The sequence below is a fragment of the Streptomyces sp. NPDC053076 genome (genome assembly GCF_044546845.1).
Classification (GTDB): domain Bacteria; phylum Actinomycetota; class Actinomycetes; order Streptomycetales; family Streptomycetaceae; genus Streptomyces.
The window spans coordinates 604,849-627,692 of sequence record NZ_JBITZL010000001.1 but is presented as its reverse complement, the minus strand read 5'-3'; the positions used below and the strand labels follow the sequence as shown (position 1 = coordinate 627,692).

Below are 22,844 nucleotides of genomic sequence, written 5' to 3'. Positions count from 1 at the left end.
CGGTGAAATGTCCCGGTCCGCACGGTTGGCGGCGGATCCTCTCATCCCGCTTTCACCGTCGCCTCATACGGTGGGGGCATGACGCAGGTGACTCCCCCCGGGTGGTACCCCGACCCCGGGCAGACGAACGACGGTCCCCCCACCGAGCGCTGGTGGGACGGCAAGGCATGGACGGACCGGACCCGCCCCGCCGGCGCGGCCGCCCCGTGGGGTCCCCCGGCACAGACCGCTCCCCAGCCGGCTCAACCGGCCGGCCCGTACCCCGCGGCTGCCGCGGGGTACGGCGCGCAGCCCGGGTACGCCGGACATCCGGGGTATCCAGCCGAGCCCGCGGCCCGGCCCCGGCGCGGGCTGCGCACGGGCATAGCCGTCGCGGTGACGGCCGCGGTACTGGCGAGCATCGGGGTCGGCGTGTACGCCCTCTCCAAGGACGACGGCGGCAGCGGGGACCGCGCGGGCTCGCAGCAGGGTCGTGACGGCGGCGGGGGCGCGCCGTTCGGCGGGTCCGGCGGAGGCTCCGGCGGTTCAGGGGGCTCGGGCGGGTCCGGCGGCTCGGGCGGGGGCGCGCCGTCCCCGGGCCGGTCCGAGGCGCCGAAGGTCAAGGGCGGCGGCTCGGTACCGGACCCGGTCAACGGCATCAGCCTGCCGGTGCCGCAGGGCTGGACCGGGGAGCCGATCAGCGTCGGCGCGCAGGTGACGTCCGACACCTCCTACAAGTGCCCGGGCAACGCGGCCAAGACATGCACCGCGGGCGGCGCCTACACCGCTCCGGCGGTGGCACTGGGCATCAAGGACGACACGGCGGAGGCGGTCGCGAAGGCGGACATCGCCGCCAACGCCAAGCAGTCGTACGGCGGCACGACCTACGGCAGCATCACCTCGCACCAGGTGCTGGCCTCCGAGGCGGTGACGGTGGCCGGGCAGAAGGGCTACCTGGTGCGCTGGAAGGCGGTCACCAGCGAGGGCGCCGACGGCTATGTCGAGTCCGTCGCCTTTCCCTCACCCAACGATCCCGAGCAGTTCGTGGTGGTCCGCTTCGGCGTGGACGTCGGACAGAAGCTGTCCGTCGTCGACGAGATCCTCAAGGGCATCAAGGTCTCGTCCGGCGGCGGGAGCGGCCAGGACGTCTGAGACACGGTCGGGGGGGGGGGGGGGGCCCCCCCCCCCGGGGGGGCCCCCCCCCCCCGGGGGGGGGGGGCGCCCCCCCCCCCCCCCGGGGGGGGGCGGGGGGGGCCCCCCCCCCCCCCCCCCCCCCCCCCCCCCCCCCCCCCGGGGGGTGCGCGCCGCCCCCGTCCCCACGGTGCGGCGCGGGCAGGTCACCGTTCAGTCATCCCGTGAACGGCGGCCTGGGTCTCATCTCAGTCCGAGTGCGGGCAGTACGACGGCCTCCACGAAGCGGACGAGGTAGTCGGCGTCGGCGTACTGGCCGTTGAGCACCGGCCGCACCCGCAGGACGCCGAACATCATGGCGGGGATGTACTCCAGCGCGGGGTGCCCCGCGGGAACCTCGCCCCGGGCCACCCCTCGGTCGAGCATCTCCTCCAGCGCGGCGATCTCCGGGTGGACCAGCGCCTCGCGCAGCGCCTGGGCCAGTTCCTGGTCCGACGTCACCGCGTGCCCCAGCGCCTGGAGCAGCCGCGTGTCCTTGCCGGACCAGTCGCCCGCGGCCCGCGCCGCCTGGCGCAGGTCCTCGGCGAGCGACCCGGTGTCGATGCCGGCGAACCGCACCCGGCGGCTGGCGCGCAGCGCCGCGGCGACGAACTGCGGCTTGGTCTTCCACTGCCGGTAGAGCGTGGACTTGCTGCACCGGGTGCTGGCGGCGACGCCCTCCATGGTGACGGAGTCGTAGCCGCACTCGCGGATCTGTTCCAGCACGGCGTCGAAGAACTCCCGCTCACGCTCCGGCGTGATCTTGGAGCGGCGCGAGGCGACGACCGTGTCCGGTTCGTCCGCGGCCTGCGACGTCATGCGCTGCTTCCCCTCACTCGTGCCTGTGTCCAGTGTGGCGCACATCAATCGATACGCAAGTGTACCGGTACTCCATCGTATCGGTACACTGGCGTATCGGTACGGCAACGTATCGATGAGGCGCTGTTCCGTACCGGGGCTCGCTCGCACCACAGGACGCACCACCACACGCACCACCGTCAGCGAAGGGGCCGGGGGATGAATGCCCGAACCGAGCCTGCGGAGGCGGGAGCGCAACCGGAGATCCCGGCACGCCCGCCTCTGATACGTGAGTTCCTGCTGGTCGCCGGACTCTTCCTGGTCTACAAACTCGGCCGCCAGTTGGCCACCGGCCACACCGGGAACGCCTTCCACAACGCCCGCCGTGTGTGGCACCTGGAGCGGACCGTGCACCTCCCCCACGAGAACGCCGTGCAGTCCGCACTGCTGCACGGCGACACCCTCGTCCATCTGGCGAACACCTACTACGCGACCGTCCACTTCCCGGCCACGCTCGCCTTCCTGGTCTGGCTCTACCTGCGCCGGCCCGCGCACTACGTGTGGGCCCGCCGGGTGCTCGCGGTCGTCACCACGGCCGCCCTGGTCCTGCCGTTCACCTTCCCGCTGGCCCCGCCGCGGATGCTGACCGGGACGGGCCTGGTGGACACGGCGCGGATCTACGGCCCGTCCGTGTACGGGCCGCCGTCCAGCGACCACCTCTCCAACCAGTTCGCGGCGATGCCCTCGCTGCACTTCGGCTGGGCACTGATGGTGGCGATCGGCCTGATCGCCGCCGGCCGGTCGCGGTGGCGGTGGCTGTGGTCGCTGCACCCGCTGATCACCCTGGTGGTGATCGTGGGCACCGCGAACCACTACTGGCTCGACGCGATCGTGGCGACGGCCATGCTCGGTGTCGCCCTCGCGCTCATCCATCCGCCGCGGCGCACGGCCGGCACGGCGGGTCGAGCCGTCGGCCGGCCGGTCACGCGCGAGCCCGTCCTGGTGGGAGCGGGCCGATGAGCGCCGCCGTCCTGGCCGCCCTCGGCCTGTCCCTCGTGTCTGCCGTCGCCTACGCGCTGGCCGCCGTCGCCCAGGAACGCCTCGCCTCGCACAGCGCCGGCACCGGTCTGCTGCGGCTGCTGGGCACCGGCGCGTGGTGGTCGGCGGTCGGACTGAACGCCGCCGCCGCGCTGCTGCACGTCGTCGCCCTGAAGTACGGCTCGCTGACCGTCGTACAGCCGCTGGGCGCGCTCACGCTGGTCGCGGCGGTGCCGCTGGGCGCGCGGGCGGCCGGGCGGCGGGTCAGCGCCGTGGAGTGGCGCGGTACGGCGCTCACGCTGCTCGGGCTGGCCGCGCTGCTGGTCACCGCCTCCGGTCCGGCCCCCGCCCGGGTGCTGTCACTGACCGAGGCCCTGGCGGTCGCGGGTACGACGGCTGCCGCGATCGGCCTGCTGTCCCGGCCCGGCGCCCGGCCGGGCCTCCGGCACGCGACCGCGGCCGGCTTCGCCTCCGGGGTCGCCTCCGCGCTCACCCAGACGGTGACCGTGGCGGCCACGGACCGCTCCGGACCGGCGCTGAGCACCGAGGTGATCGTGGTCGCCCTGCTCGTCGCCGCGTTCGCCGTCGGCGGGCTGCTGCTGTCGCAGACGGCCTACCGCGGCGGCCTCGGCGCCCCGTTGGCGGTGGTCACCCTCGCCAACCCGGTGGCCGCCGCGGTGATCGGCCTCACCCTGCTGGGACAGGGCCTCCAGGGCGGTGCCGGCGGGGTGCTGCTGGCCCTGGCCGGTGCGGGGCTCGCCTCGTGGGGCGTGGTGCTGCTCAGCCGGACGGCCCCCGCATCAGGGCACGGGGAGCGAGGCGAGGAGCACGACCGGCACGAGCAGCACCCGGTGGCGGCGGTGCTGGCGCTGGAGCCCGGTACGGCGGCGGCCGAACCGGTGCTCGTGCCCCGGCAGCCGGAACAGCCCGGCCATCTGACGGCGCTGTGAGACCCCATGCGGCGGCGGCCGGTGCGCGGAGGACATCCGCGCACCGGCCGCCGTCGCCGTACCGGGGCGAAGGGGCCGTCGGTCAGCCCCAGCCGCGCGCGTCCTGCTTCAGCGCGGTGTCGACCGTCAGCGCCGTCGCCACCACGAGGCTCAGCAGCGGCTCGGGCAGCTGGTAGTGGATCTGCAGGACGTAGTTGTCCGCGGTCGTGAAGAGCGTCTTGGCGAGGCCCTCCCAGGTCTTGGTGATCCGGGCGACCTCGTTGTCCGCGTGGTCGACGATCGCGAAGTTCCAGGCCCGCCAGTTCTCCGCCTTGATCGCGCCGACCTGCTGGCCGTTCGCCGTCATCGCGAAGTTGATCTTGCCGATCATGTTCTTCTGGACGATCTCGCCGACCGGCGAGCCGTCCGGACGGGTCACGATCACCCGGGACTTGAAGATCTTCGCGGGACGGGTCAGCAGCAGCTGCGGCTGGCCGTAGGCGTCGCGGATCTCCAGCCTGTGGGTCATGAACTGGTCGAGGCTGGAGACGAAGCGCAGGATCTTCTTGAGCACACCCTGACCGACCTGGGTGACCGAGCCGATCTCCCGGCCGTTCTGATCCATGACCTTGTACTCGTTGGTCAGCTCGATCAGCTTGGCCTTCTGGTTCACGACCAGGACGGGCTCGGTGAAGAGGGTGCCGCCGCCGGGACCGCCGGCGGCGACACCGGCCTGCTGCTGCACCTGCCGCTGCACCTTGGCGTCGCCGGTCTGCTGCTGCGGGAAGGCGGCCTGCTGGGCCGGGGCCTGCTGCGGCGGAACCTGCCCGGCGGGCTGCTGGGCCGGGTTGGTGTGCTCGGTCCACTGCGAGCCGTCCCAGTAGCGGAGCGTCTGGGACGCCCCGTGCGGGTCCGGGTACCAGCCTGCAGGAGTGTTCGATTGCGTGGTCACCGGGGCACACTACCTTGATGTGACCAGTACCTGACCAGTCCGCACGGAGCGGTGTTCATCGCCCGTTCACCCCGTGACGATCGCCGGGTCGCTGACGCCGGCGAGACCGTTCTCCACGTGCCCGGCGAAGCCGCGCAGAAAGGCCGGGTCGGCGTCGGAGGTCACGGTCAGGTCGTACCAGCGCTTGCTCGCCGCGAGAGCGACGGTCTGCTGCACGGTCGCGCCGGGCCGTACGGTCACCGTGACCGTGCCGCCGCCGTAGCCGTTGACCAGCTTCAACTGGACGGTGTCGGAACCCTTGTTGGTGAAGGTGAGTGTGACGTCGTCGCCCGTGTGCCGGGCGGTGACCTCGGGGCCGGCGACCTTGTTGCGGCCCTTGAAGACGCGCAGGAAGCCGTTGGGGCCGTGCACGGCGAGGTCGTAGTTGCCGCCGGAGTAGACCGAGTTCCAGGTGTCCGAGAGGGTCTTCCCGGCCTCGGTGGTGTACGTCCAGGGGCCGTCGGTACGGCTGTTGGACGTGACGAGGAACGCCGCGCCCGCGTTCGCCCCCGAGGCGAACGTGAGCGTGAACTTGCCGGCCGCGGTGTCCGCCGAACCGTCCACCACCGGGGCGTACTTCAGCGGGCGGGTGGGCCGGCTGCCCGCCTCCTGCTTGGGCAGGGTCCCCTTGGCGGGCGGCTTGGGCACGTAGTCCGGGTGGCGGCTGTGGTCCGGCGGCGCGTAGCCGGCCGTGGAGGGCAGCGCGACGGGTGCGGTGTCCTGGCGGGAGAAGTCGAAGGCGCCGGTCAGGTCGCCGCATATGGCGCGCCGCCAGGGCGAGATGTTCGGCTCCTGGACACCGAAGCGACGCTCGATGAACCGGATGATCGAGGTGTGGTCGAGGGTCTCGGAGCAGACGTAGCCGCCCTTGCTCCACGGGGAGACCACGAGCATCGGCACCCGCTGGCCGAGTCCGTAGGGGCCGGCGGCATGGGCGCTGTCGCCCTTGAACAGGTCCAGCGCGGGGTCCACCGTCGACCTGCCCTGGGCGGCGGAGGCCGGCGGGTAGGGCGGGACGACGTGGTCGAAGAAGCCGTCGTTCTCGTCGTAGGTGATGAACAGGGCCGTCCTGCCCCACACGTCGGGGTTGGAGGTGAGCGCGTCCAGGACCTGGGAGACGTACCAGGCGCCGTAGTTGGCGGGCCAGTTGGGGTGCTCGGTGAACGCCTCGGGGGCGACGACCCAGGAGACCTGGGGCAGCTTGCCCGCCTGGACGTCCGCCTTCAGCTGGTCGAAGAAGCCCTCGCCCTTGCGGGCGTCGGTGCCGGTGCGCGCCTTGTCGTAGAGCGGGTCGCCGGGCTTCGCGCCCCGGTACTGGTTGAAGTAGAGGAGCGAGTTGTCGCCGTAGTTGCCGCGGTAGGCGTCAGAGATCCAGCCCCAGGAACCGTTCGCGTCCAGGCCGTCGCCGATGTCCTGGTAGATCTTCCAGGAGACCCCGGCCTGCTCCAGGCGCTCGGGGTACGTCGTCCAGCCGTAGCCCTTCTCGTCGTTGCCGAGAACCGGGCCGCCGCCCTTGCCGTCGTTGCCGACGTAGCCCGTCCACATGTAGTAGCGGTTGGGGTCGGTGGAGCCCATGAAGGAGCAGTGGTAGGCGTCGCAGATGGTGAAGGCGTCCGCCAGGGCGTAGTGGAAGGGGATGTCGTCCCGCGTCAGGTACGCCATCGTCGTCGAGCCCTTGGCGGGCACCCACTTGTCGTACTTGCCGTTGTTGAAGGCGGTGTGCGTGTCGCTCCAGCCGTGCGGGAGGTCCTGGATGAAGGCCAGACCCAGGTCGTCGGCGTCCGGGTGGAAGGGGAGGATGTCCTTCGTGCCGTCGGACTGCTTCCAGACGGACCTGCCGTTCTGCGTGACCGGACGGGGGTCTCCGAAGCCCCGGACTCCTCGGAGCGAACCGAAGTAGTGGTCGAAGGAACGGTTTTCCTGCATCAGGACGACGATGTGCTCGACATCGTCCACCGATCCGGTGCTGTAGTGGGCGGGCAGGGCCGCCGCGCGCTGGATGCTCCCGGCCAGCGCCGAGAACGCCGTCGTGGCACCCGCGAGCTGGAGGAAGCGCCGCCGGTTGACTTCGGTCATGAGTGAGGATCCTCTCGTCCTGACGTGACTGATGCCGTCAGTTGACGGAATCTGCGCGGAGCGAGTGTTCCAAGAGCAGCAAACGTCAGGGAAGGGTCCGGTGGCGCCCATGTGAAACTCGGCGGTCCGTGCGGTGCGGGGCACTCAGCGCTCGGCGGCGCGCTTCTCCTCCTCCTCGGCCTGGATGACTTCCTCGGCCGTCTGGACGAGATGGACGGGGTTCCCGGTGAGGACGCGGGTGAGGACGTGGACGCGGGGGTCCATGGCTATGCAACGGACCGAGCGTTCGATGACCTGGTCGGCACCGTCCCGGAGGATGACGATCTTGTTGATCCACTGGAAGTATCGAGCGTGAGGCAACGCGCGCACGAAACCGGCACGAAAGCCGGAACTTTCGCGAAAAACGTCCATCACCGCAGCAAAGCGACATCTACCCACAGCATTTCGGCCTACGGCTGCGTACGGCATCGGGCCCCGGACGGGTGGTCCGGGGCCCGGAAGGAGGCCGTCTCAGCTGGTCAGGTACGCCTCCACCTCGCTCAGCTGCCCTGCCGGCCAGCCCGTGTTGGCGCTGACGCTCAGTCGCAGATAGCGCAGAGCGGAGGTGCTCGGCAGCGACACCGTCGCGGTGTTGCCGGTGGCCGGGTCGAAGCGGTAGCCCTGGGCGCCGGCCACCGTGGAGTAGTTCGAGCCGTCGGTGCTGCCGAGCACGGTGACGGTCTGGGTGCGGGCTCCCCAGGCCGCGGACGGCGGCAGCTTCAGCACCAGGCGGCGCACGGCGTAGGACTGGCCGAGGTCGACCGTCAGGGACTGCGGGAAGGCGTTGTTGGCGGACTCCCAGTAGGAGTTGGCGTCGCCGTCGACCGCCTTGCCCGGCGTGTAGACGTCCTGGGAACCGGTCGCGGTGGCCGGGCGGCCCTTGGCGAGGTTGCGGCCGGGATCGGGGGCGGGGGTGCCCTGGCCCGGCTGCGGCCAACTGGAGCAGTCCGACCAGGTGCTGGACCAGCCGGAGTTGCCGCCGCCGTCGGTGAGGGTGAAGGAACCCGAGTTCGCGGGGTAGGGGCAGTTGTACACGCCGGATGCCCCGACCTGGGTGGCGGTGACGTTCTTGAAGGTGGCCGCGCCCTGCGCCTCGGCCTGGACCACGACCGTGCCCGTGTTCCGCACGGTCGCCCCGGTCACGTTCACGTTCCTGACGGCGTACCCGTGCCCGCCGCCGGAGACGAACTCGAAGGCGCTGTAGGGGCTGTCGGTGATCGTGGTGTTGGTGATGTCGACGGTCGCGTTGACGGCGCTGTCGTAGGAGTCCACGCGCAGGGCGCCCATGGCGTGCCCCCAGTTGGGGTTGATCGCGCCGGTGCGCACCAGTGTGTTGCCGTCGACCGTGATGGTGCCCGCCAGCGGCGAGAAGGGGTCGAGGAACTTCTGGTTGGAGATGGCGATACCGCTGCCGAGGGCGTTGGTGTCGGAGATCAGGTTGTTCCGCACGGCGATGTCGGTGCCGCCGTAGACGGCGATGCCGTTGGCCAGGTTGGGCTGCGAGATGGTGTTGTTCTCGAAGCTGGAGTCGGTGTCCGGGGCGTACAGCGACCACATGGCCAGGGAGTCGTCGCCCTGGTTGCGCAGGAAGTTGTTGCGGAGGCCTGGACGTTCTGCCCGAGCAACAGCCGGGCGTTGTCGTAGAAGTGGTGCGTCTTGGCGCCGGCGATCCAGCCGGTGTCGATGTAGGAGTACGTGGACGTCACCGGGAGCGTCCTGGCGAGCTTGGTGCCGTTGACGTACACGCTGAGCGAACCGGCCTGTCCGTCCGGGACGCTGTAGGCGACGTTCACGGCGTTGGACGCGCGCGGCACGGTGAACTCCACCCGCTGCCCGGACGTCAGCCGGACGGCCTGCCGGCCCGACGCCTCCGAGGCGAGGGTGCCCTGCGTCTGGTCGGGGCCGATCCTGGTCCCGTTGCTCGACGCCGACTCGGCCTCCACGGAGGTGAAGGGGAGCGTGGCCCCCGCCGCCGCGTGGGCGGCCGGGGCGAGGATGACGGGCATTCCGGCGGCGAGGGCGACGACCGCCCCGATGGCCGGCATGCGCCTGACGTGTCTGGCGGTGCTGCTGTGCATGTGCTGATCCCTTCGTGGTGGGGTGCGTGGGACAGCAAGGTGCGTGCGGGCGCGGCTCAGGCGCGCAGCCAGGCCGCGGTGTCCCGCGGCAGCCGGCCCGCGTCGTCCAGCGGGCCGCTGCTGAGCAGGAGCCGGGAGTGTGCGGGCAGGTCGGCGGGGGCGGCCGAGAGGTTGACCACGCAGAGCGCTCCGCCCGCGCGGGAGAAGGCGAGTACCCCGTCGGGGGCGGGCAGCCAGGTCAGCGGGCCGTCCCCGAACTCCGGGCGGCGGACGAGGGCCTCGCGGTAGAGGGTGAGCATGGAGTGGGGGTCCTGCTGCTGCCGGTCGACGGCGTACGAGGGCCAGTCGGCCGGCTGCGGCAGCCACGGCTCCTCCCGCGCGCCGAATCCCGCGTACGGCACACCGGCGGTCCACGGCAGCGGGACCCGGCAGCCGTCGCGGCCGGGGTCGGCCCCCTGCGAGCGGAAGTACATCGGGTCCTGGATGCGGTCGACCGGGATGTCGGCCTCCGGCAGGCCCAGCTCCTCCCCCTGGTAGAGGTACACCGCGCCGGGCAGGGCCAGCGACAGCAGGGCGGCGGCCCGCGCCCTGCGGGTGCCCAGCGCCAGGTCCGTCGGGGTGCCGAAGGTCTTGGTGGCGAAGTCGAAGGCGGTGTCCTCACGGCCGTACCGGGTGACCGTGCGGGTGACGTCGTGGTTGCACAGCACCCAGGTGGCCGGGGCGCCGACGGGGGCGTGCTCGGCGAGGGTGGTGTCGATCGAGGCGCGCAGCCGGCCGGCGTCCCAGGGGCAGGTCAGGAAGGAGAAGTTGAAGGCGGTGTGGAGTTCGTCGGGGCGCAGGTAGCGGGCGAAGCGCTCGGCGTCGGGGAGCCAGACCTCGCCGACGAAGACTCCGTCGTACTCGTCGGCCACGCGTCGCCAGGCGCGGTAGATGTCGTGGAGTTCGTCGCGGTCGACGAACGGGTGCGGCTCCGGGCGCGCGGCGAGGTCGGTCAGGTCTGGGTCCTTGACGAGCAGGGCCGCCGAGTCGATGCGGACGCCGGCGACACCCCGCTCGAACCAGAAGCGCAGGATGTCCTCGTGCTCCTGGCGGACCGCCGGGTGGGCCCAGTTGAGGTCGGGCTGTTCGGGGGTGAACAGGTGGAGGTACCAGTCGCCGTCGGGCAGCCGGGTCCACACCGGTTCGGTGGAGCCGGCGAACTGCGACGGCCAGTCGTTCGGCGGGAGTTCGCCGTTCGGGCCGCGTCCGGGCCGGAAGTGGAACAGCTCGCGCTCGGGGCTGCCCGGACCGGCGGCGAGTGCGGCCCGGAACCAGGAGTGCTGGTCGGAGACGTGGTTGGGCACGATGTCGACGATGGTGCGGATGCCCAGCTCACGAGCCTCGGCGATGAGTTTCTCCGCCTCCGCGAGGGTGCCGAAGGCGGGGTCGATGGCCCGGTAGTCGGCGACGTCGTAGCCACCGTCCTTCAGCGGGGACAGGTACCAGGGGGTGAACCACAGGGCGTCCACGCCGAGTTCGGCCAGATACGGCAGCTTGGCGCGGACGCCCGCGAGGTCGCCGGTGCCGTCGCCGTCACCGTCCGCGAAACTGCGGACGTACACCTGGTAGATGACGGCGGAGCGCCACCAATCGGCGTCTTTCCGGGCAGGGGTGGGCTGTCCCACGGAGCTTGCCTTTCTGTAGACGGGGCGTCGGCGTCAGCCCTTGGTGCTGCCCGCGGTGATTCCGGCGATGATGTGCCGCTGGAAGACGAGGAACAGCGCCACCATCGGGATGCTGGCGATCACCATCGCGGCGATGAGCACGGTGAGCTGGATGTTCTGCGAGAGCTGGACCAGGGCCACGCTGATCGGCTGTTCGTCGGTGTCGGAGAAGACCATCAGCGGCCACAGGAAGTCCTGCCAGACCGCGACCAGCGCGAAGATCGACACCACGCCGAGCACCGGCCGGGACATGGGCAGGACGACGGACCACAGGATCCGCAGCTTGCCGGCGCCGTCGATCTCGGCGGCCTCCAGCACATCGCGCGGCAGCTGGTCGAAGAACCGTTTGAGCAGGTAGAGGTTGAAGGCGTTGGCGACCGCCGGCAGCCAGATGGCGAGGGGGTCGTTGAGCAGGCTGGTGTGGATCAGCGGCAGGTCGGCGACGGTCAGGTACTTGGGTACGACCAGCGCCTGTGCCGGGACCATGAGGGTGGCCAGGATGCCGCCCAGGATCACCTTGCCGAAGGCGGGCTTCAGCTTGGACAGGGCGTAGGCCGCTGCCGTGCAGAAGACCAGCTGGAAGGCCCAGGCGCCGGCCGCCTGGACGACCGTGTTCATCAGGTGCCGCGGCAGCTCCATCAGGTCCCAGGCGTCGGTGTAGCCGCCCGGACTCCAGTGCTTCGGTATCACCGTCGGCGGCGTCCGGGCCACTTCGTCCGGGGACTTGAGCGCGCCCGTCACCATCCAGTACACCGGGAAGAGGAAGGCGAGCGCGAAGAGGACGACGACGGCCGCGAACACCGTCCAGTAGACGGCCTTGCCGCGCGGACGGGCGAGGGTGGCCGGGGAGATCAGGGTGCGGGTGCCGCTCATGCGTCCCCCTCGGAGCGGGTGAGCCGCAGGTAGACGGCGGAGAAGACGCCGAGCAGGAGCAGGAGCATCACGCTGAGGGCGCAGGCGCCCCCGAAGTCGTTGTAGAGGAACGCGTACTTGTAGATGAGGTAGAGAACGGTGACGGTGGCGTTCTCCGGGCCGCCGCCGGTGATGACGAACGGTTCGGTGAACACCTGCATGGTGGCGATGATCTGGAGGAGCATCAGCATCAGGATCACGAACCGGGTCTGCGGGACCGTGACGTGCCGGACGCGCTGGAGCAGGTTGGCGCCGTCCAGTTCGGCCGCCTCGTACAGCTCGCCGGGGATGGACTGGAGCGCGGCGAGGTAGATGAGGACGGCGCCGCCCATGTTGGCCCAGGTGGCGACGATCACCAGGGAGACCAGGGCGGTGTCGGTGCCGTTGGACCAGTTGGACGTGGGCAGGTGCAGGAAGCGCAGCGCCTCGTTGGCGAGGCCGGCCCCCGGGTCGTAGAACCACTTCCACAGCAGGGCGCTGACCACCGGCGGGATCATCACCGGCAGGTAGACCACCACCCGGAAGAACGCCTTGGCGTGCCGCAGCTCGTTCAGGACGAGGGCGAGCAGGAAGGGGATCGCGAAGCCGATGAGCAGCGCGAGCAGGGTGAAGGTGAGCGTGTTGCGCCAGGCGGCGGTGAACTCGGGATCGTGCAGGACCCGGGTGAAGTTGGCGGTGCCGACCCACTGCGGGTCCGAGCCCGGCGTGTACTTCTGGAAGGCGATGACGACCGCGCGGATCGCCGGGTACCAGGAGAACAGCGCGAAGCAGAGCAGGCCGCCGAGGAGGAAGCCGTAGGCGCGGGCCTGGTCGATCAGGCGGCGCCGCCTGAAGTCCCGTGGGGGCGGGGCAGGGACCGGATGGGCGGCGGCCTTCGTCACGGGCCGCCGCTCGGCCGTCTTCGTCATCGTGGTCAGCTCCGGGCCAGAATGCTGTCGATCTTTCCGGACGCGTCCTGCAGCAGCTGGTCGATGTCGGCGTCCTTCTTGGTCAGGACCGCGGAGACGACGGAGTCGAGGACCGAGTAGATCTGCTGTGCGTTCGGCGGCTCGATCTTCAGCTGAAGCCGCTGGTTGCCGTCGAGGAACGCCTGGTAGTTGGCCACCGGGACGTTGGCGTTGGCCTTCTTGACCTGCTGGTCCTTGGCGTCGGCGGCGCCGGTGAACAGGCGCGGCTCGGGCAGGCCGACGGGGGCGTCGTTCTTCTTGGCGCGGGCGTAGTCGCCGAGGAAGCCCTTGCCCGGGGTCAGGAACATGTGGTCGAGCCACTTCAGCCCGGCGCGGATCTGGGCCGGTGTGTCGTGCTTGTTGAACATGTAGCCGTCGCCGCCGATGAGGGTGCCCTTGCCGCCCGGCATGGGAGCCAGGGCGAGGTCCTTGTAGTTGCCGCCCTTCTCCTTGACCAGGATCGGGATGTTGTCGGGGGCGGAGAGGTACATGCCGAGCTTGCCCGAACCCATCAGCTGCTGCACGTCGTTGATGACGAGGAGCTGTTTGCTGCCCATCGCGTCGTCGGTCCACCGCATGTCGTGCAGGTTCTGCAGGACGGCGTGACCCTCGGGGGTGTCGACGGTGGCCTTCTTGCCGTCGGCGCTGACGACGTCGCCGCCCTGGGAGTACAGCTCGGCGGTGAAGTGCCAGCCGCCCTGGTTCTGCGCGCTGTAGTCGGCGTATCCGACCGTGCCGTCGCCGAGGGCGGCGATCTTCTTGGCGGCGGCCCGGACCTCGTCCCAGGTCGCCGGGGGCTTGTCGGGGTCCAGGCCGGCCTTCTCGAAGAGGCCGCGGTGGTAGATCAGCCCCATGGAGTATCCGGTGCGCGGGACGCCGTAGACCTTGCCGTCCACGGTGTAGATGTCCCGCAGCTGCTTCTGGATGGTGTCGTAGCTCTTCAGTTCCTTGAGGTACGGCGTCAGGTCGGCGGCCTGGCTGACGTCGACCACGTGCCTGGCGTCCGTGAAGTACGTGTAGAACACGTCCTCCATCTGGCCACCGGCGAGCTTGGCGTCGAAGGTCTTGGGGTCCTGGCAGGGGAAGGCGTCGTGCGCGACGACGTCGATGTCCGGGTTCTGCCGCTCGAAGGAGGCGATGTCCTCCTCGAAGAACCTGCGGTCCACCTTGGCGCTCTTGGGCGGCTCGCAGTTGACGGTGATACGCGTCTTGCCGCTCGCCCCGTCGTCACCGGACCCGCAGGCGGTGGCGGCGAGGGCGAGGGAGGAACAGACGCCTATCGCGACGACGGTACGGCGGAACCCGGTGTGTCTCATCGGTGGACCCCTCATGGCACTCATGGGCAGGAGCGGTGGGCGTCGCACACTCAAGCACCGCCGACATCGGACCGCAAGATGTCGCGCAGAGTCTGTAATTATTTGACAGCCAGCTGTATCCCGGGGGGTTCAGTCGCGCGGGGCTTGCGCGGTGGAGCCGCGCACCACCAGTTCCGGCTCGAACAGCAGCTCCTCGGCGGGTACGGCGGTGCCGCCGATCTGCGCGTTCAGCAGCTCCACGGCCGCGCGGCCCATGGCCTCGATCGGCTGCCGGACGGTGGTCAGCGGGGGTTCGGTGCAGTTCATGAACGCCGAGTCGTCGTAGCCGACGACGGAGATCCGGCCCGGGACGTCGCACCCCTTGCGGCGGGCCGCCCGGATCGCGCCGAGCGCCAGTGGGTCGGAGGCGCAGATGATGCCCGTGACACCCCGGTCGATGAGCCGGGAGGCGGCGGCGTGACCGCCCTCGATGGAGAACATGGCCCGCGCGACGAACTCCTCCGGCAGGTCACCGGCGACGGCCCGGGCGGCGACCAGCTTGCGGGCCGAGGGCACGTGGTCGCCGGGGCCGAGGACCAGGCCGATGCGCTCGTGGCCGAGGGAGGCCAGGTGCCGCCACGCCTGTTCGACGGCGACGGCGTCGTCGCAGGACACGCCCGGGAAGCCGAGGTGTTCGATGGCCGCGTTGACCAGCACGACCGGGATGTTGCGCTCGGCGAGCAGCCGGTAGTGGTCGTGCGGCGCGTCGGTCTGGGCGTACAGACCGCCGGCGAAGACGACACCGGAGACCTGTTGGTGGAGCAGCAGCTCGACGTAGTCCGCCTCCGACACCCCGCCCTTGGTCTGGGTGCACAGCACCGGGGTCAGTCCCAGCTGGGCCAGGGCGCCGCCGATGACCTCGGCGAACGCCGGGAAGATGGGGTTCTGCAGCTCGGGGAGGACGAGGCCGACGAGCCGGGCGCGTTCGCCGCGCAGCTGGGTGGGGCGCTCGTAGCCGAGGACGTCGAGAGCGGTCAGGACCGCCTGCCGGGTGGCATCGGAGACACCCGGCTTGCCGTTGAGCACCCGGCTGACCGTGGCCTCGCTGACCCCGACCTTCTTCGCCACTTCCGCAAGTCGTCGCGTCATGGCCGCAAGCGTAGCGCAATCAATGCAAACTGCTTGCGTAAGTGTGTGGCTCCGGCGGAGGAGGGCGGCGCAGGGCCCCCGGCGCCGTCGGCGACCTGAACGCCGACGGCGCCGGGTCAGCTCTCGGGCGCCGGGACGACCGTCAGATGCGAGGCCACGCCCCGCGACCGGCGCGGACGGCGCACCGCCGCGGCGGGCCGGCGGGGATCGCGCAGCACCATCGTCAGGTGCCGGTAGCCCAGCTCCCGCAGCGGCCGCGGCGCATCCTCGACGATGCGGCACTCGATGCGCCCGCGACGCGGGTCCGGGTGGTGCAGGAGGCGCACGGCACCGTCGAGGCGGGTCGCCGCCTCGCCCACGACCCGGATCCAGTGCGGCAGGCCCTGCCGGTAGGCGGCCTCCATGATCGGGTCCTGGGCGATGTCCCGGCGGACCGCCTGGAGTTCCTGGTCGTGCCCGTAGGACTCCAGCGCGGACCGGAGCTGGGCCAGCATCGGCAGGCACCAGCCGGGCTCGTGCTCACCGAGGACCTCCCCCGCGTCGGGGTGGAACAGCACGAACCGCAGGAAGTTCTCCCCCGGCATGGCCGTCGGATGGGGCCGCACCTGGCAGAAGAACGTCTCGAACGCGCGGTTCGCCATGACCACGTTCCACTGGCGGTCGACGACCAGGGACGGGCAGGACAGGTACTCCAGCAGCGCTCCGTAGTCCTGGAGGTACGCCTGGGTCTCGCAAGTGTCGGGGACGGGCCGCGGTGCCGGCCGCTGCCCTCCTGCCTGATGTGCCATCGGGAGGTCACCCCTCTTGCCTATGCGGCCTTTCACGCGGCGATGCGATCCTGCTGCCCCGGCAAGAGTCATGTCAACTATCGTGGCATTTCGTGCCGGTTGACGGCTGGAATTCGCCACAGTTGTGGCGACACCTGGATGTGGGTTCGAGACACCGGCTACTCTCCCGGGAGTTCACGGCGATCGCTCGTGAGAAGCACGGACGCATCTGAAGCCCCTCTCTAGACGTAGGAGTTCTGTCGGTGACGGATGGCTACGAGGATCCGGGCGCCTCGGCGACCGCCCAGCTGCCGGCCGTCGTCGCCCGCGTCACCGCGCTCGCCGACCGCATCGGCGTCCCGCATGCCGAGGTCTTCGACGTCGGGCGGCTCTCCATCGCCTGCGGTGTGCCGGAGCCGGTGGTCAGGGCCCTGCTCAGCGGTCGGCCCGCCGGCGAGCCGGACGTCCAGGCCCGCTTCCTGCAGCGCCTGGACCTGCTGCGCCGTACCCGGCTGAAGCCGGGCGGGCGCCGCTACACCCAGCAGGAGATCGCCGACGGCGCGGGCATGTCCCGGCAGCAGGCCGGTGCCCTCATCAACGGCGACCGGCGGCCGACCATGGAGCACTGCGACGCCCTTCAGCGCTTCTTCCGGGTGCACGCCGGCTTCCTCACCGCGGAGGACCCCGAGGCGCTGGCGGGCGCGTTGCAGCGCACCGAGCAGGAGTTGCTGCAAAAGCTCGCGGACCGGGAGCGGGCCGCCGTGGAGACCGCGGAGGATCCGCTGGAGCGGCTGCTCCAGGACCACGGAGTGCGCGGGATCGCCTGGCGGGCCGCGCAGTTGCCCACCGACCAGCACCGGGACAAGGTCGCGGAGTGGCTCGACATGCTCCTGGAGAGCGTCAAGCGGCCCGAGTCGTGAGCTTGCGGAGGACCGTGGGCATCGGCAGGGACATGCGCCGGCTGTGCAACGCGCTGGTGGGCGGCCTGACCCTGCCTGTGCCCGCGCCGCCGGACGAGCTGTGCCGGGCGCTGTGCGAGGCGATGAGCCGGCGGCGTGGCCGGCCGGTGCACTTGCGTACGGCCGCCTTCCCGCCCGGCACGGCCAGCGGGCTGTGGCTGGACCTGACCGACCGGGACATCGTCGTGGTGGAGGAACGGACCACCCCGGACCACCAGTTGGTGATTCTCGGTCACGAACTGTGGCACATGCACGCCGACCACTGCGGGCTCCACATGAACGGAGTCGGCGCCGCCACCCGGCTGCTGCCCGACGTCACCGACGAGGCGGCGCTGCGGGCGACGGTGCAGCGGGTCGCGGCGCGTACCGGCTTCGGCCTCGCCGAGGAGCGGGACGCCGAGGCGTTCGGGCTGCTTCTGGCCAGCAAGTGCCGAACCAGGCTCGCCTGTTCCTCGCGGCGGGTGGCGGTGCAGCGGGACGGCGTGGCCGGCCGTATCGAGGCGTCCCTGGGATACCCGGGCCCGCAGGGCTGAACCGGCCCGCCGGCCGGCACGGCGCCGCCGGCGCAGCGGGGCCTGTTCCCCCTATCTGACCCGGCCGGACCAGGGGCTTCGGACGCGCCGGTGTCTCGGCCAAGCGGGCGAACCGGGGCCGAGCCGGACGGCGTTGTCAGTGGTGGGCGGCAAGCTGGGGGTGTGCGCCGTGCGACGCGGTGCACGGCGCCGCAGGGCGCGTGACCGTGACGCCTACTCGGGGAGAGCCGACCGATGCCCACCGCCGTACTGACCGACCGTGAGCGCACCGCCGTACAGGCGTACCTGCGGCTGCTGCACACGGTGCGGGCCGCTTTCGACGGCCCACCGGACGACGGCCGGCCCGCCGTCGTCCCGCCCTGCGTGCTCGCCGAGGCGGAACGGGCGCTGGCCCGGGCGGGACTCGCCGGCAACGAGGAGGAGTTCTTCCGGCTGCTGCGCCACTGGTGCCCGCCCGCCTGAACGCCCGCTCCGCCGAAGGCGCGGCCGGGTGCGCGCCGCCGCCGTCGTCCGCACGGGACCACGACGGCGCCGGGCCGTAGGGGGCCGTCAGGCACGTCCCGCGGCGGCGGGCCGCCGTGACGCGGGGCGGCGACGGGCCGTCAGGCACCTCGCGCGGCGATGGGCCGGACCGTCAGGGACTCGGGGCGGCGGCGGAGGTGTGCGGTATGACGACGGATGTGGCCACCACTTCGTCGCTCACGGCCCACCGCCCCTCGAAGACCTGGAGCGGCCGGCCGCCGACCACGGGGCCGGGGACGAGGAGTTCGGCGCGCAGGGTGCCGCGTGAGGCGCGGTCGGTGTCCGGGAGCAGGGTGATGTCGGCCTCGGAGAAGTCCAGCCACTTGCGGGTGAGCGGGAACCACGCCTTGTAGACGGACTCCTTGGCGCTGAACAGGAGCCGGTCCCAGTGCACGGCGGGCCACCGTGCGGCCAGCCGGTCGAGCCGCGCGGACTCGGCGGGCAGGAAGACGGAGAGGCCGACGCCCTCCGGGAGCGGGCCGTGCGGCTCGGCGTCGACGCCGAGGGAGGCGAGGTCGGCGGCGCGGACCAGCGCGGCGGCGCAGTAGTCCGCGCAGTGGGTCATGCTGCCGACCAGCCCGGCCGGCCACTGCGGGGCGCCCCGCTCGCCGCTGACCACGGCCTGCGGGGGCACGCCGAGCTTCTCCATGGCGCTGCGGGCACAGCCGCGGACGGCGGCGAACTCCCGGCGTCGCTTGGTCACCGCGCGCTCGACGAGCGCTTCCTCCGCCGGAAAGAGCGGGGCGTCCCACAACGGGTCGTCACTGTGCGCCTCCACGGCCACGACCGACTCCGGGAACAGCTCCTCGATCACCTGCTTCGACCTCCATCGGCAGGATGCGGCGCAGCCTTCCGGGGGCATCCGGGCGCTTGCGCCACTCGCGCGGGTATCCCACGGAGACCTCCATGAAGCGGACTCCGTCGTGCAAGGTGGTACGGGGGATGTGCAGATGGCCGTAGACCATGGTGGCGACCCGGAACCGGCGGTGCCAGTCTGCGGTCAGCCCGGTACCGCACCACATGGCGAACTCGGGGTGCCACAGGATCTCGGTGGGGTGCCGGTCCAGCGGGTAGTGGCCGGCCAGCACGGTCGGGAGGTCCTCGGGCAGCTCGGCGAGCCTGCGCTCGGTCTCCGCGACCCGCGCCCGGCACCATGCCTCACGGGTCGGATAGGGGTCGGGGTGCAGCAGGAACTCGTCGTTGCAGACGATGCCCGTGCGCTCCGCGTAGGCCAGGCCCTCCGCCTTGGTCGCGCAGTCGGGCGGCAGGAACGAGTAGTCGTACAGGAGGAACAGGGGGGCGACGACGACCGGGCCGCCGGCGCCGCGCCAGATGGGGTAGGGGTCCTCGGGGGTGACGACGCCCAGCTGCCGGCACACCTCGACCAGGTGCTCGTAGCGGGCGACTCCGCGCAGGGTGACCGGGTCGCTCGGATGCGTCCACAGCTCGTGGTTGCCGGGTGCCCACAGCACCTTGCGGAAGCGGCTCGCGAGCGTGCCGAGGGCCCAGCGGACGTCGGCGACGGTCTCCGCGACGTCACCGGCCACGATCAGCCAGTCGTCGTCGCTCTCCGGACGCATGCCCTCGACCAGGGCGCGGTTCTCCGGGTAGCTGATGTGCAGATCGCTGATGGCCAGCAGCTGTCCGGCCCCGGCCGTCGACTCCACTGCGCACACCCCTTCCGATCATCCGATGCCACCACAAGAACACATCCGGCGGGCCCGGGACAAGAGCCGTCTGGCCGAGTGTCAGCTTCCGGCGGCAGCGGGGCCGTGGCCCCCGCCGCCCCGCGGAGGCGATGCCGGCTCAGCCCTGCCGTGCCGGTACCCGCGCGCCGCCGCGCGCACCGGCCGGAGAAGCGCCGAAGGGGCCCGGGCAGCGGTGCTCCAGGTCGTCGCCGGTGCGGGAAGAGCCGGTCTCACGGCCCGAGGATGGCCGGATCACGACGGTTCCAGCGCACCGAGATCAACGGCGGGCACACCCGGACAGCCACATGGAGCCGGGCTCCCCGTCCACGACCCGAGGGGCCGGTCCCCGGCCGGTGCCGCCCGGTGTCCGGAAATCCGTAACACTCGCGTTGCACGAGGCGGGTTCCGATAGCCGTATGATCGCCCCGACACCGGCGCCCCTACTCCCCTTTTCCCAGGGCCGTTTGGTGACCCTTCCTCCCTCCTGCCCGGGCACGGGCCGCTTCGCCCTGCCCGCACACCCCCCGAAAGGCGGCCTGCATGCTCTCTCGCGTACGCGTCTGGCTCAACCGCACGTACGCGGAGAACGTGTTCTTCATGGATCAGCTGCGGAGAAATCCCGGCGACCGCGCGGTGGAGATCCATGCCACGCATGCTGACCCCGACTCTCCCGTGCTGGCCGCCGCCGACACCGCCGAGCTGGAGCCGGAGGGCCTGTCCCCGGCGGCGTACGCCGAGTACGCCCTCGACCAGTGCGTCCGGCGGGGCATCGACGTGTTCGTGCCCCGGCTGCACCAGGCCGCGGTCGTGGCGCACCGGGCCGAGTTCGCGGCGGCCGGGACGGCGCTGCTGGCGCCGACGCCCCAGGCGATCGCCGTGTTCGAGGACAAGGCGACCGCGTACGAGGCAGTGCGCTCGGTGGGCGTCCCGGTACCGCCGTGGTGGCGGGTCCGCACGGCGGACGAACTGATCAGTGCCGTCGACGAGTTGGAGGCAGCCGGGCACCGGGCCTGTTTCAAGCCGGCCGCCGGCGCGGGCGGAGTGGGCTTCCGGATGATCACCCGGGCCCCCTTCTCGCTGCTGCACCTGACCGGCTTCCCGGGCCCGCACGTCCAGCTCGACCTGGTCGTCGAAGCGCTGCGGCGGGCCGAGGAGCCCGTGGACTGGCTGGTGATGCCGCGTCTGGAGCAGCCCGAGGTCTCCGTCGACTGCCTGACCGGGCCGGACAACCGGGTGCGGCTCGCGGTGGGCCGCACCAAGAACGGCCGCCGCCGGGGCTTCACCCTGGACGAGCGGTGGCTGGCACCGGCCCGGCTGATCGCGGAGGGCTTCGGACTGCACCATCTGTCCAACATCCAGTTCCGGATGCTCGGTGACCGTCCGGTGCTGCTGGACGTCAACACGAGGCCCGCCGGAGGTCTGCATCAGCTGTCGCTCTGCGGGGTGAACGTGCCCTGGGCAGCCGTGCAACTGGCGCTGGGCGAGGACCCGGGGATGATCGAGCCACCCTTCCTGGGCCAGGACTACACGGTGGTGTCCGGACCGCGCCCGCTGGCGCCCGCGGTGCTTCCGCGGCAGCGGGTGGAGTCGGCCGGGGTTCTGCTGCCGGCGGTGCCCGCGCCCGCGCAGGCGGTCACCGCGGCCGAGGTGCTGCCGCTCTAGGCGTGCCGGTCCGGGCCGTGGGTGAATCCGGGCCGTGGGTGAATCCGGGCCGTCGGTGAATCCGGGCCGTCGGTGAAGGCGCGTTCCGGGGGCGGGCTCCCTCGCCGCTCGTCGCCCCCACGCACTGAGGGTTCACCTCGGTCACGGCCGGTCACGGCGGCGGGCCGTTCGGCGCGGCGGCCCTCCGTTGTCACCTCAGGTAGGCCAGGCCCGGGTGGACCTCGGTGTAGCCCTCGACCAGTCTGCGGGCCACGGTGACCGAGTCGACCAGCGGGTGCAGCGCGAAGGCCGTCACGGCGGTCGCCCGGGAGCCGGACTCGGCGGCGGCGAGCACCTCGCGCTCCACGGCCTTGACCGCACACACCAGGCCGGTGGCATGGCCGGGCAGCGGATCGGCGGCGAGCGGGTGGGCACCGCTCGCGTCGACCAGGCACGGCACCTCGATGACCGCGTCGGCGTCGAGGGCGGTCAGGGTGGAGCGGTTGCGGACGTTGAGGATCAGGGTGGTGCGTTCGTCGCGGGCGATGGCCCGCATCAGGGCCAGGGCCACCTTCTCGTACCCGCCGGACAGGTCGTCGGCCTCGCGTTCGCCGGCGCCGGCGCTCTCCCGGTTCTCGGCCATGTAGGTGGCCTCGCGTTCCGCGCGGGCGCGGTCCCAGGCTTGCAGGGCGCGGACGTCGGGATCGCCGGCCTGCTCGTAGAACCGGGCCTGCTGGTCGCGCAGGAAGGCGCCGCGGGTCCGCTCGGCCTCCTGGTAGGCGCGGACGGTCTCCCGGTTGAAGTAGTAGTAGTGCAGGTACTCGTTGGGGATCGCGCCGAGCGACCGCAGCCAGTCGGCGCCGAACAGCCGGCCCTCCTCGAAGGAGCCGAGCAGCACCGGATCGCCCAGCAGGCGCGGCAGTTCGTCGCGTCCCGCCACGCGCAGGGCGCGCACCCAGCCGAGGTGGTTGAGGCCGACGTAGTCGACGAAGGCCGCCTTCGGGTCGGCGCCGAGGACGCGGGCGATACGGCGCCCGAGGCCGACCGGCGAGTCGCAGATGCCGATGACGCGGTCGCCGAGGTGGCGGGACATGGCCTCGGTGACCAGGCCGGCCGGGTTGGTGAAGTTGATGACCCAGGCGTCCGGGGCGAGACGGGCCACCCGCCGGGCGATGTCGTCCGCCACGGGGACCGTGCGCAGACCGTAGGCGATCCCGCCCGCGCCGACGGTCTCCTGGCCGAGTACGCCTTCAGCGAGGGCGACCCGCTCGTCGTTCGCCCGGCCTTCCAGTCCGCCGACGCGGATGGCGGAGAAGACGAAGTCGGCGCCGCGCAGGGCCGCGTCCAGGTCGGTGGTGGCGGACACCTCCGGTGCGTCGGGGACGCCGGCGGCCTGTTCGGCCAGCACCCGGGAGACCGCACGCAGCCGGCGGTCGTCCAGATCGTGCAGCACGACCTCGGTGACCCGCCCCTCGGCGCGGTCCGTCAGCAGCGCGCCGTACACCAGCGGCACCCGGAATCCGCCACCGCCCAGAATCGTCAGCCTCACACCGGCACCTTCCTTCCCTCCTGCACCCTTCTAGCAGACCGGCGCCGCGCTCGCGGACCACCGGGCGGCCGTCGAGTCCAC

Annotated in this window: 20 protein-coding genes and 1 pseudogene; 7 read left to right on the top strand and 14 right to left on the bottom strand. The window is 71.8% G+C overall.

The window, feature by feature from the left end; translation table 11 throughout:
- Window positions 1-78: 78 nt before the first annotated feature.
- Window positions 79-1,131, top strand: coding sequence for a DUF2510 domain-containing protein (locus tag ACIGYR_RS02690; protein ID WP_399605407.1), 1,053 nt, complete (start codon window positions 79-81; stop codon window positions 1,129-1,131).
- Window positions 1,132-1,353: 222 nt separating this feature from the next.
- Here the strand turns inward: ACIGYR_RS02690 and ACIGYR_RS02685 are convergent, their stop codons facing one another.
- A complete protein-coding gene (locus ACIGYR_RS02685) occupies window positions 1,354-1,968 on the bottom strand; it encodes a TetR/AcrR family transcriptional regulator C-terminal ligand-binding domain-containing protein (RefSeq protein ID WP_391841983.1) in 615 nt (204 codons plus the stop codon).
- Window positions 1,969-2,166: 198 nt separating this feature from the next.
- On the opposite strand from ACIGYR_RS02685, the gene ACIGYR_RS02680 reads away from it, so the two are divergent.
- Window positions 2,167-2,967 (top strand): phosphatase PAP2 family protein, encoded by an 801-nt coding sequence (locus ACIGYR_RS02680; protein WP_391841981.1) that lies wholly within the window; start codon window positions 2,167-2,169, stop codon window positions 2,965-2,967.
- Window positions 2,964-3,935 (top strand): hypothetical protein, encoded by a 972-nt coding sequence (locus ACIGYR_RS02675; RefSeq protein ID WP_399605410.1) that lies wholly within the window; start codon window positions 2,964-2,966, stop codon window positions 3,933-3,935. Before ACIGYR_RS02680 ends, ACIGYR_RS02675 begins: the two co-directional genes overlap by 4 nt.
- 82 nt (window positions 3,936-4,017) lie before the next feature.
- Here the strand turns inward: ACIGYR_RS02675 and ACIGYR_RS02670 are convergent, their stop codons facing one another.
- The 10 genes and pseudogenes from ACIGYR_RS02670 to ACIGYR_RS02625 form a co-directional block, all read right to left on the bottom strand.
- The gene (locus tag ACIGYR_RS02670) at window positions 4,018-4,866 is read right to left on the bottom strand and encodes a phospholipid scramblase-related protein (RefSeq protein WP_399604163.1); all 849 of its coding nucleotides are present in this window, start codon (window positions 4,864-4,866) and stop codon (window positions 4,018-4,020) included.
- 66 nt (window positions 4,867-4,932) lie between these two features.
- The gene (locus ACIGYR_RS02665) at window positions 4,933-6,981 is read right to left on the bottom strand and encodes a phosphocholine-specific phospholipase C (RefSeq protein WP_399604167.1); all 2,049 of its coding nucleotides are present in this window, start codon (window positions 6,979-6,981) and stop codon (window positions 4,933-4,935) included.
- Between the two features lie 144 nt (window positions 6,982-7,125).
- The gene (locus ACIGYR_RS02660; RefSeq protein WP_399604170.1) at window positions 7,126-7,341 is read right to left on the bottom strand and encodes a hypothetical protein; all 216 of its coding nucleotides are present in this window, start codon (window positions 7,339-7,341) and stop codon (window positions 7,126-7,128) included.
- A 150-nt stretch (window positions 7,342-7,491) separates the two neighbouring features.
- Window positions 7,492-9,098: pseudogene (locus tag ACIGYR_RS02655) on the bottom strand (discoidin domain-containing protein).
- Between the two features lie 56 nt (window positions 9,099-9,154).
- Window positions 9,155-10,762 carry a glycoside hydrolase family 13 protein gene (locus ACIGYR_RS02650; protein ID WP_399604173.1) on the bottom strand — a complete coding sequence of 536 codons (1,608 nt, stop codon included), beginning with the start codon at window positions 10,760-10,762 and terminating at the stop codon, window positions 9,155-9,157.
- A gap of 33 nt (window positions 10,763-10,795) precedes the next feature.
- Window positions 10,796-11,674: a carbohydrate ABC transporter permease gene (locus ACIGYR_RS02645; protein ID WP_399604176.1), complete on the bottom strand. Its 879-nt coding sequence runs from the start codon at window positions 11,672-11,674 to the stop codon at window positions 10,796-10,798.
- Window positions 11,671-12,621: a carbohydrate ABC transporter permease gene (locus ACIGYR_RS02640; protein WP_399604178.1), complete on the bottom strand. Its 951-nt coding sequence runs from the start codon at window positions 12,619-12,621 to the stop codon at window positions 11,671-11,673. Before ACIGYR_RS02640 ends, ACIGYR_RS02645 begins: the two co-directional genes overlap by 4 nt.
- Before the next feature lie 5 nt (window positions 12,622-12,626).
- On the bottom strand, window positions 12,627-13,976 hold the full coding sequence (locus ACIGYR_RS02635) for an ABC transporter substrate-binding protein (protein WP_399604181.1): 1,350 nt from the start codon (window positions 13,974-13,976) through the stop codon (window positions 12,627-12,629).
- A gap of 129 nt (window positions 13,977-14,105) precedes the next feature.
- Entirely contained in the window at window positions 14,106-15,104 is a 999-nt protein-coding gene (locus ACIGYR_RS02630) for a LacI family DNA-binding transcriptional regulator (RefSeq protein WP_399604184.1), read from the bottom strand.
- 116 nt (window positions 15,105-15,220) lie between these two features.
- Entirely contained in the window at window positions 15,221-15,892 is a 672-nt protein-coding gene (locus ACIGYR_RS02625) for a hypothetical protein (protein WP_391841960.1), read from the bottom strand.
- A gap of 242 nt (window positions 15,893-16,134) precedes the next feature.
- On the opposite strand from ACIGYR_RS02625, the gene ACIGYR_RS02620 reads away from it, so the two are divergent.
- The 3 genes from ACIGYR_RS02620 (at window position 16,135) to ACIGYR_RS02610 (ending at window position 17,825) form a co-directional block, all read left to right on the top strand.
- Window positions 16,135-16,791 carry a helix-turn-helix domain-containing protein gene (locus tag ACIGYR_RS02620; protein WP_391841958.1) on the top strand — a complete coding sequence of 219 codons (657 nt, stop codon included), beginning with the start codon at window positions 16,135-16,137 and terminating at the stop codon, window positions 16,789-16,791.
- A 14-nt stretch (window positions 16,792-16,805) separates the two neighbouring features.
- A complete protein-coding gene (locus ACIGYR_RS02615) occupies window positions 16,806-17,363 on the top strand; it encodes a toxin-antitoxin system, toxin component (protein WP_391841956.1) in 558 nt (185 codons plus the stop codon).
- A gap of 234 nt (window positions 17,364-17,597) precedes the next feature.
- Window positions 17,598-17,825, top strand: a complete 228-nt coding sequence (locus tag ACIGYR_RS02610; protein WP_399604189.1) for a hypothetical protein — start codon at window positions 17,598-17,600, stop codon at window positions 17,823-17,825.
- A 172-nt stretch (window positions 17,826-17,997) separates the two neighbouring features.
- Here the strand turns inward: ACIGYR_RS02610 and ACIGYR_RS02605 are convergent, their stop codons facing one another.
- Window positions 17,998-18,699: a 4'-phosphopantetheinyl transferase gene (locus tag ACIGYR_RS02605; RefSeq protein ID WP_399604192.1), complete on the bottom strand. Its 702-nt coding sequence runs from the start codon at window positions 18,697-18,699 to the stop codon at window positions 17,998-18,000.
- On the bottom strand, window positions 18,647-19,552 hold the full coding sequence (locus tag ACIGYR_RS02600; protein ID WP_399604195.1) for a metallophosphoesterase family protein: 906 nt from the start codon (window positions 19,550-19,552) through the stop codon (window positions 18,647-18,649). Before ACIGYR_RS02600 ends, ACIGYR_RS02605 begins: the two co-directional genes overlap by 53 nt.
- A gap of 561 nt (window positions 19,553-20,113) precedes the next feature.
- Between ACIGYR_RS02600 and ACIGYR_RS02595 the strand changes: the two genes are divergently transcribed.
- Window positions 20,114-21,235, top strand: coding sequence for an ATP-grasp domain-containing protein (locus ACIGYR_RS02595; protein WP_399604198.1), 1,122 nt, complete (start codon window positions 20,114-20,116; stop codon window positions 21,233-21,235).
- A 190-nt stretch (window positions 21,236-21,425) separates the two neighbouring features.
- On the opposite strand, the gene ACIGYR_RS02590 is transcribed toward ACIGYR_RS02595, so the two are convergent.
- Window positions 21,426-22,763, bottom strand: a complete 1,338-nt coding sequence (locus ACIGYR_RS02590; RefSeq protein ID WP_399604202.1) for a 6-phospho-beta-glucosidase — start codon at window positions 22,761-22,763, stop codon at window positions 21,426-21,428.
- Window positions 22,764-22,844 lie beyond the last annotated feature (81 nt).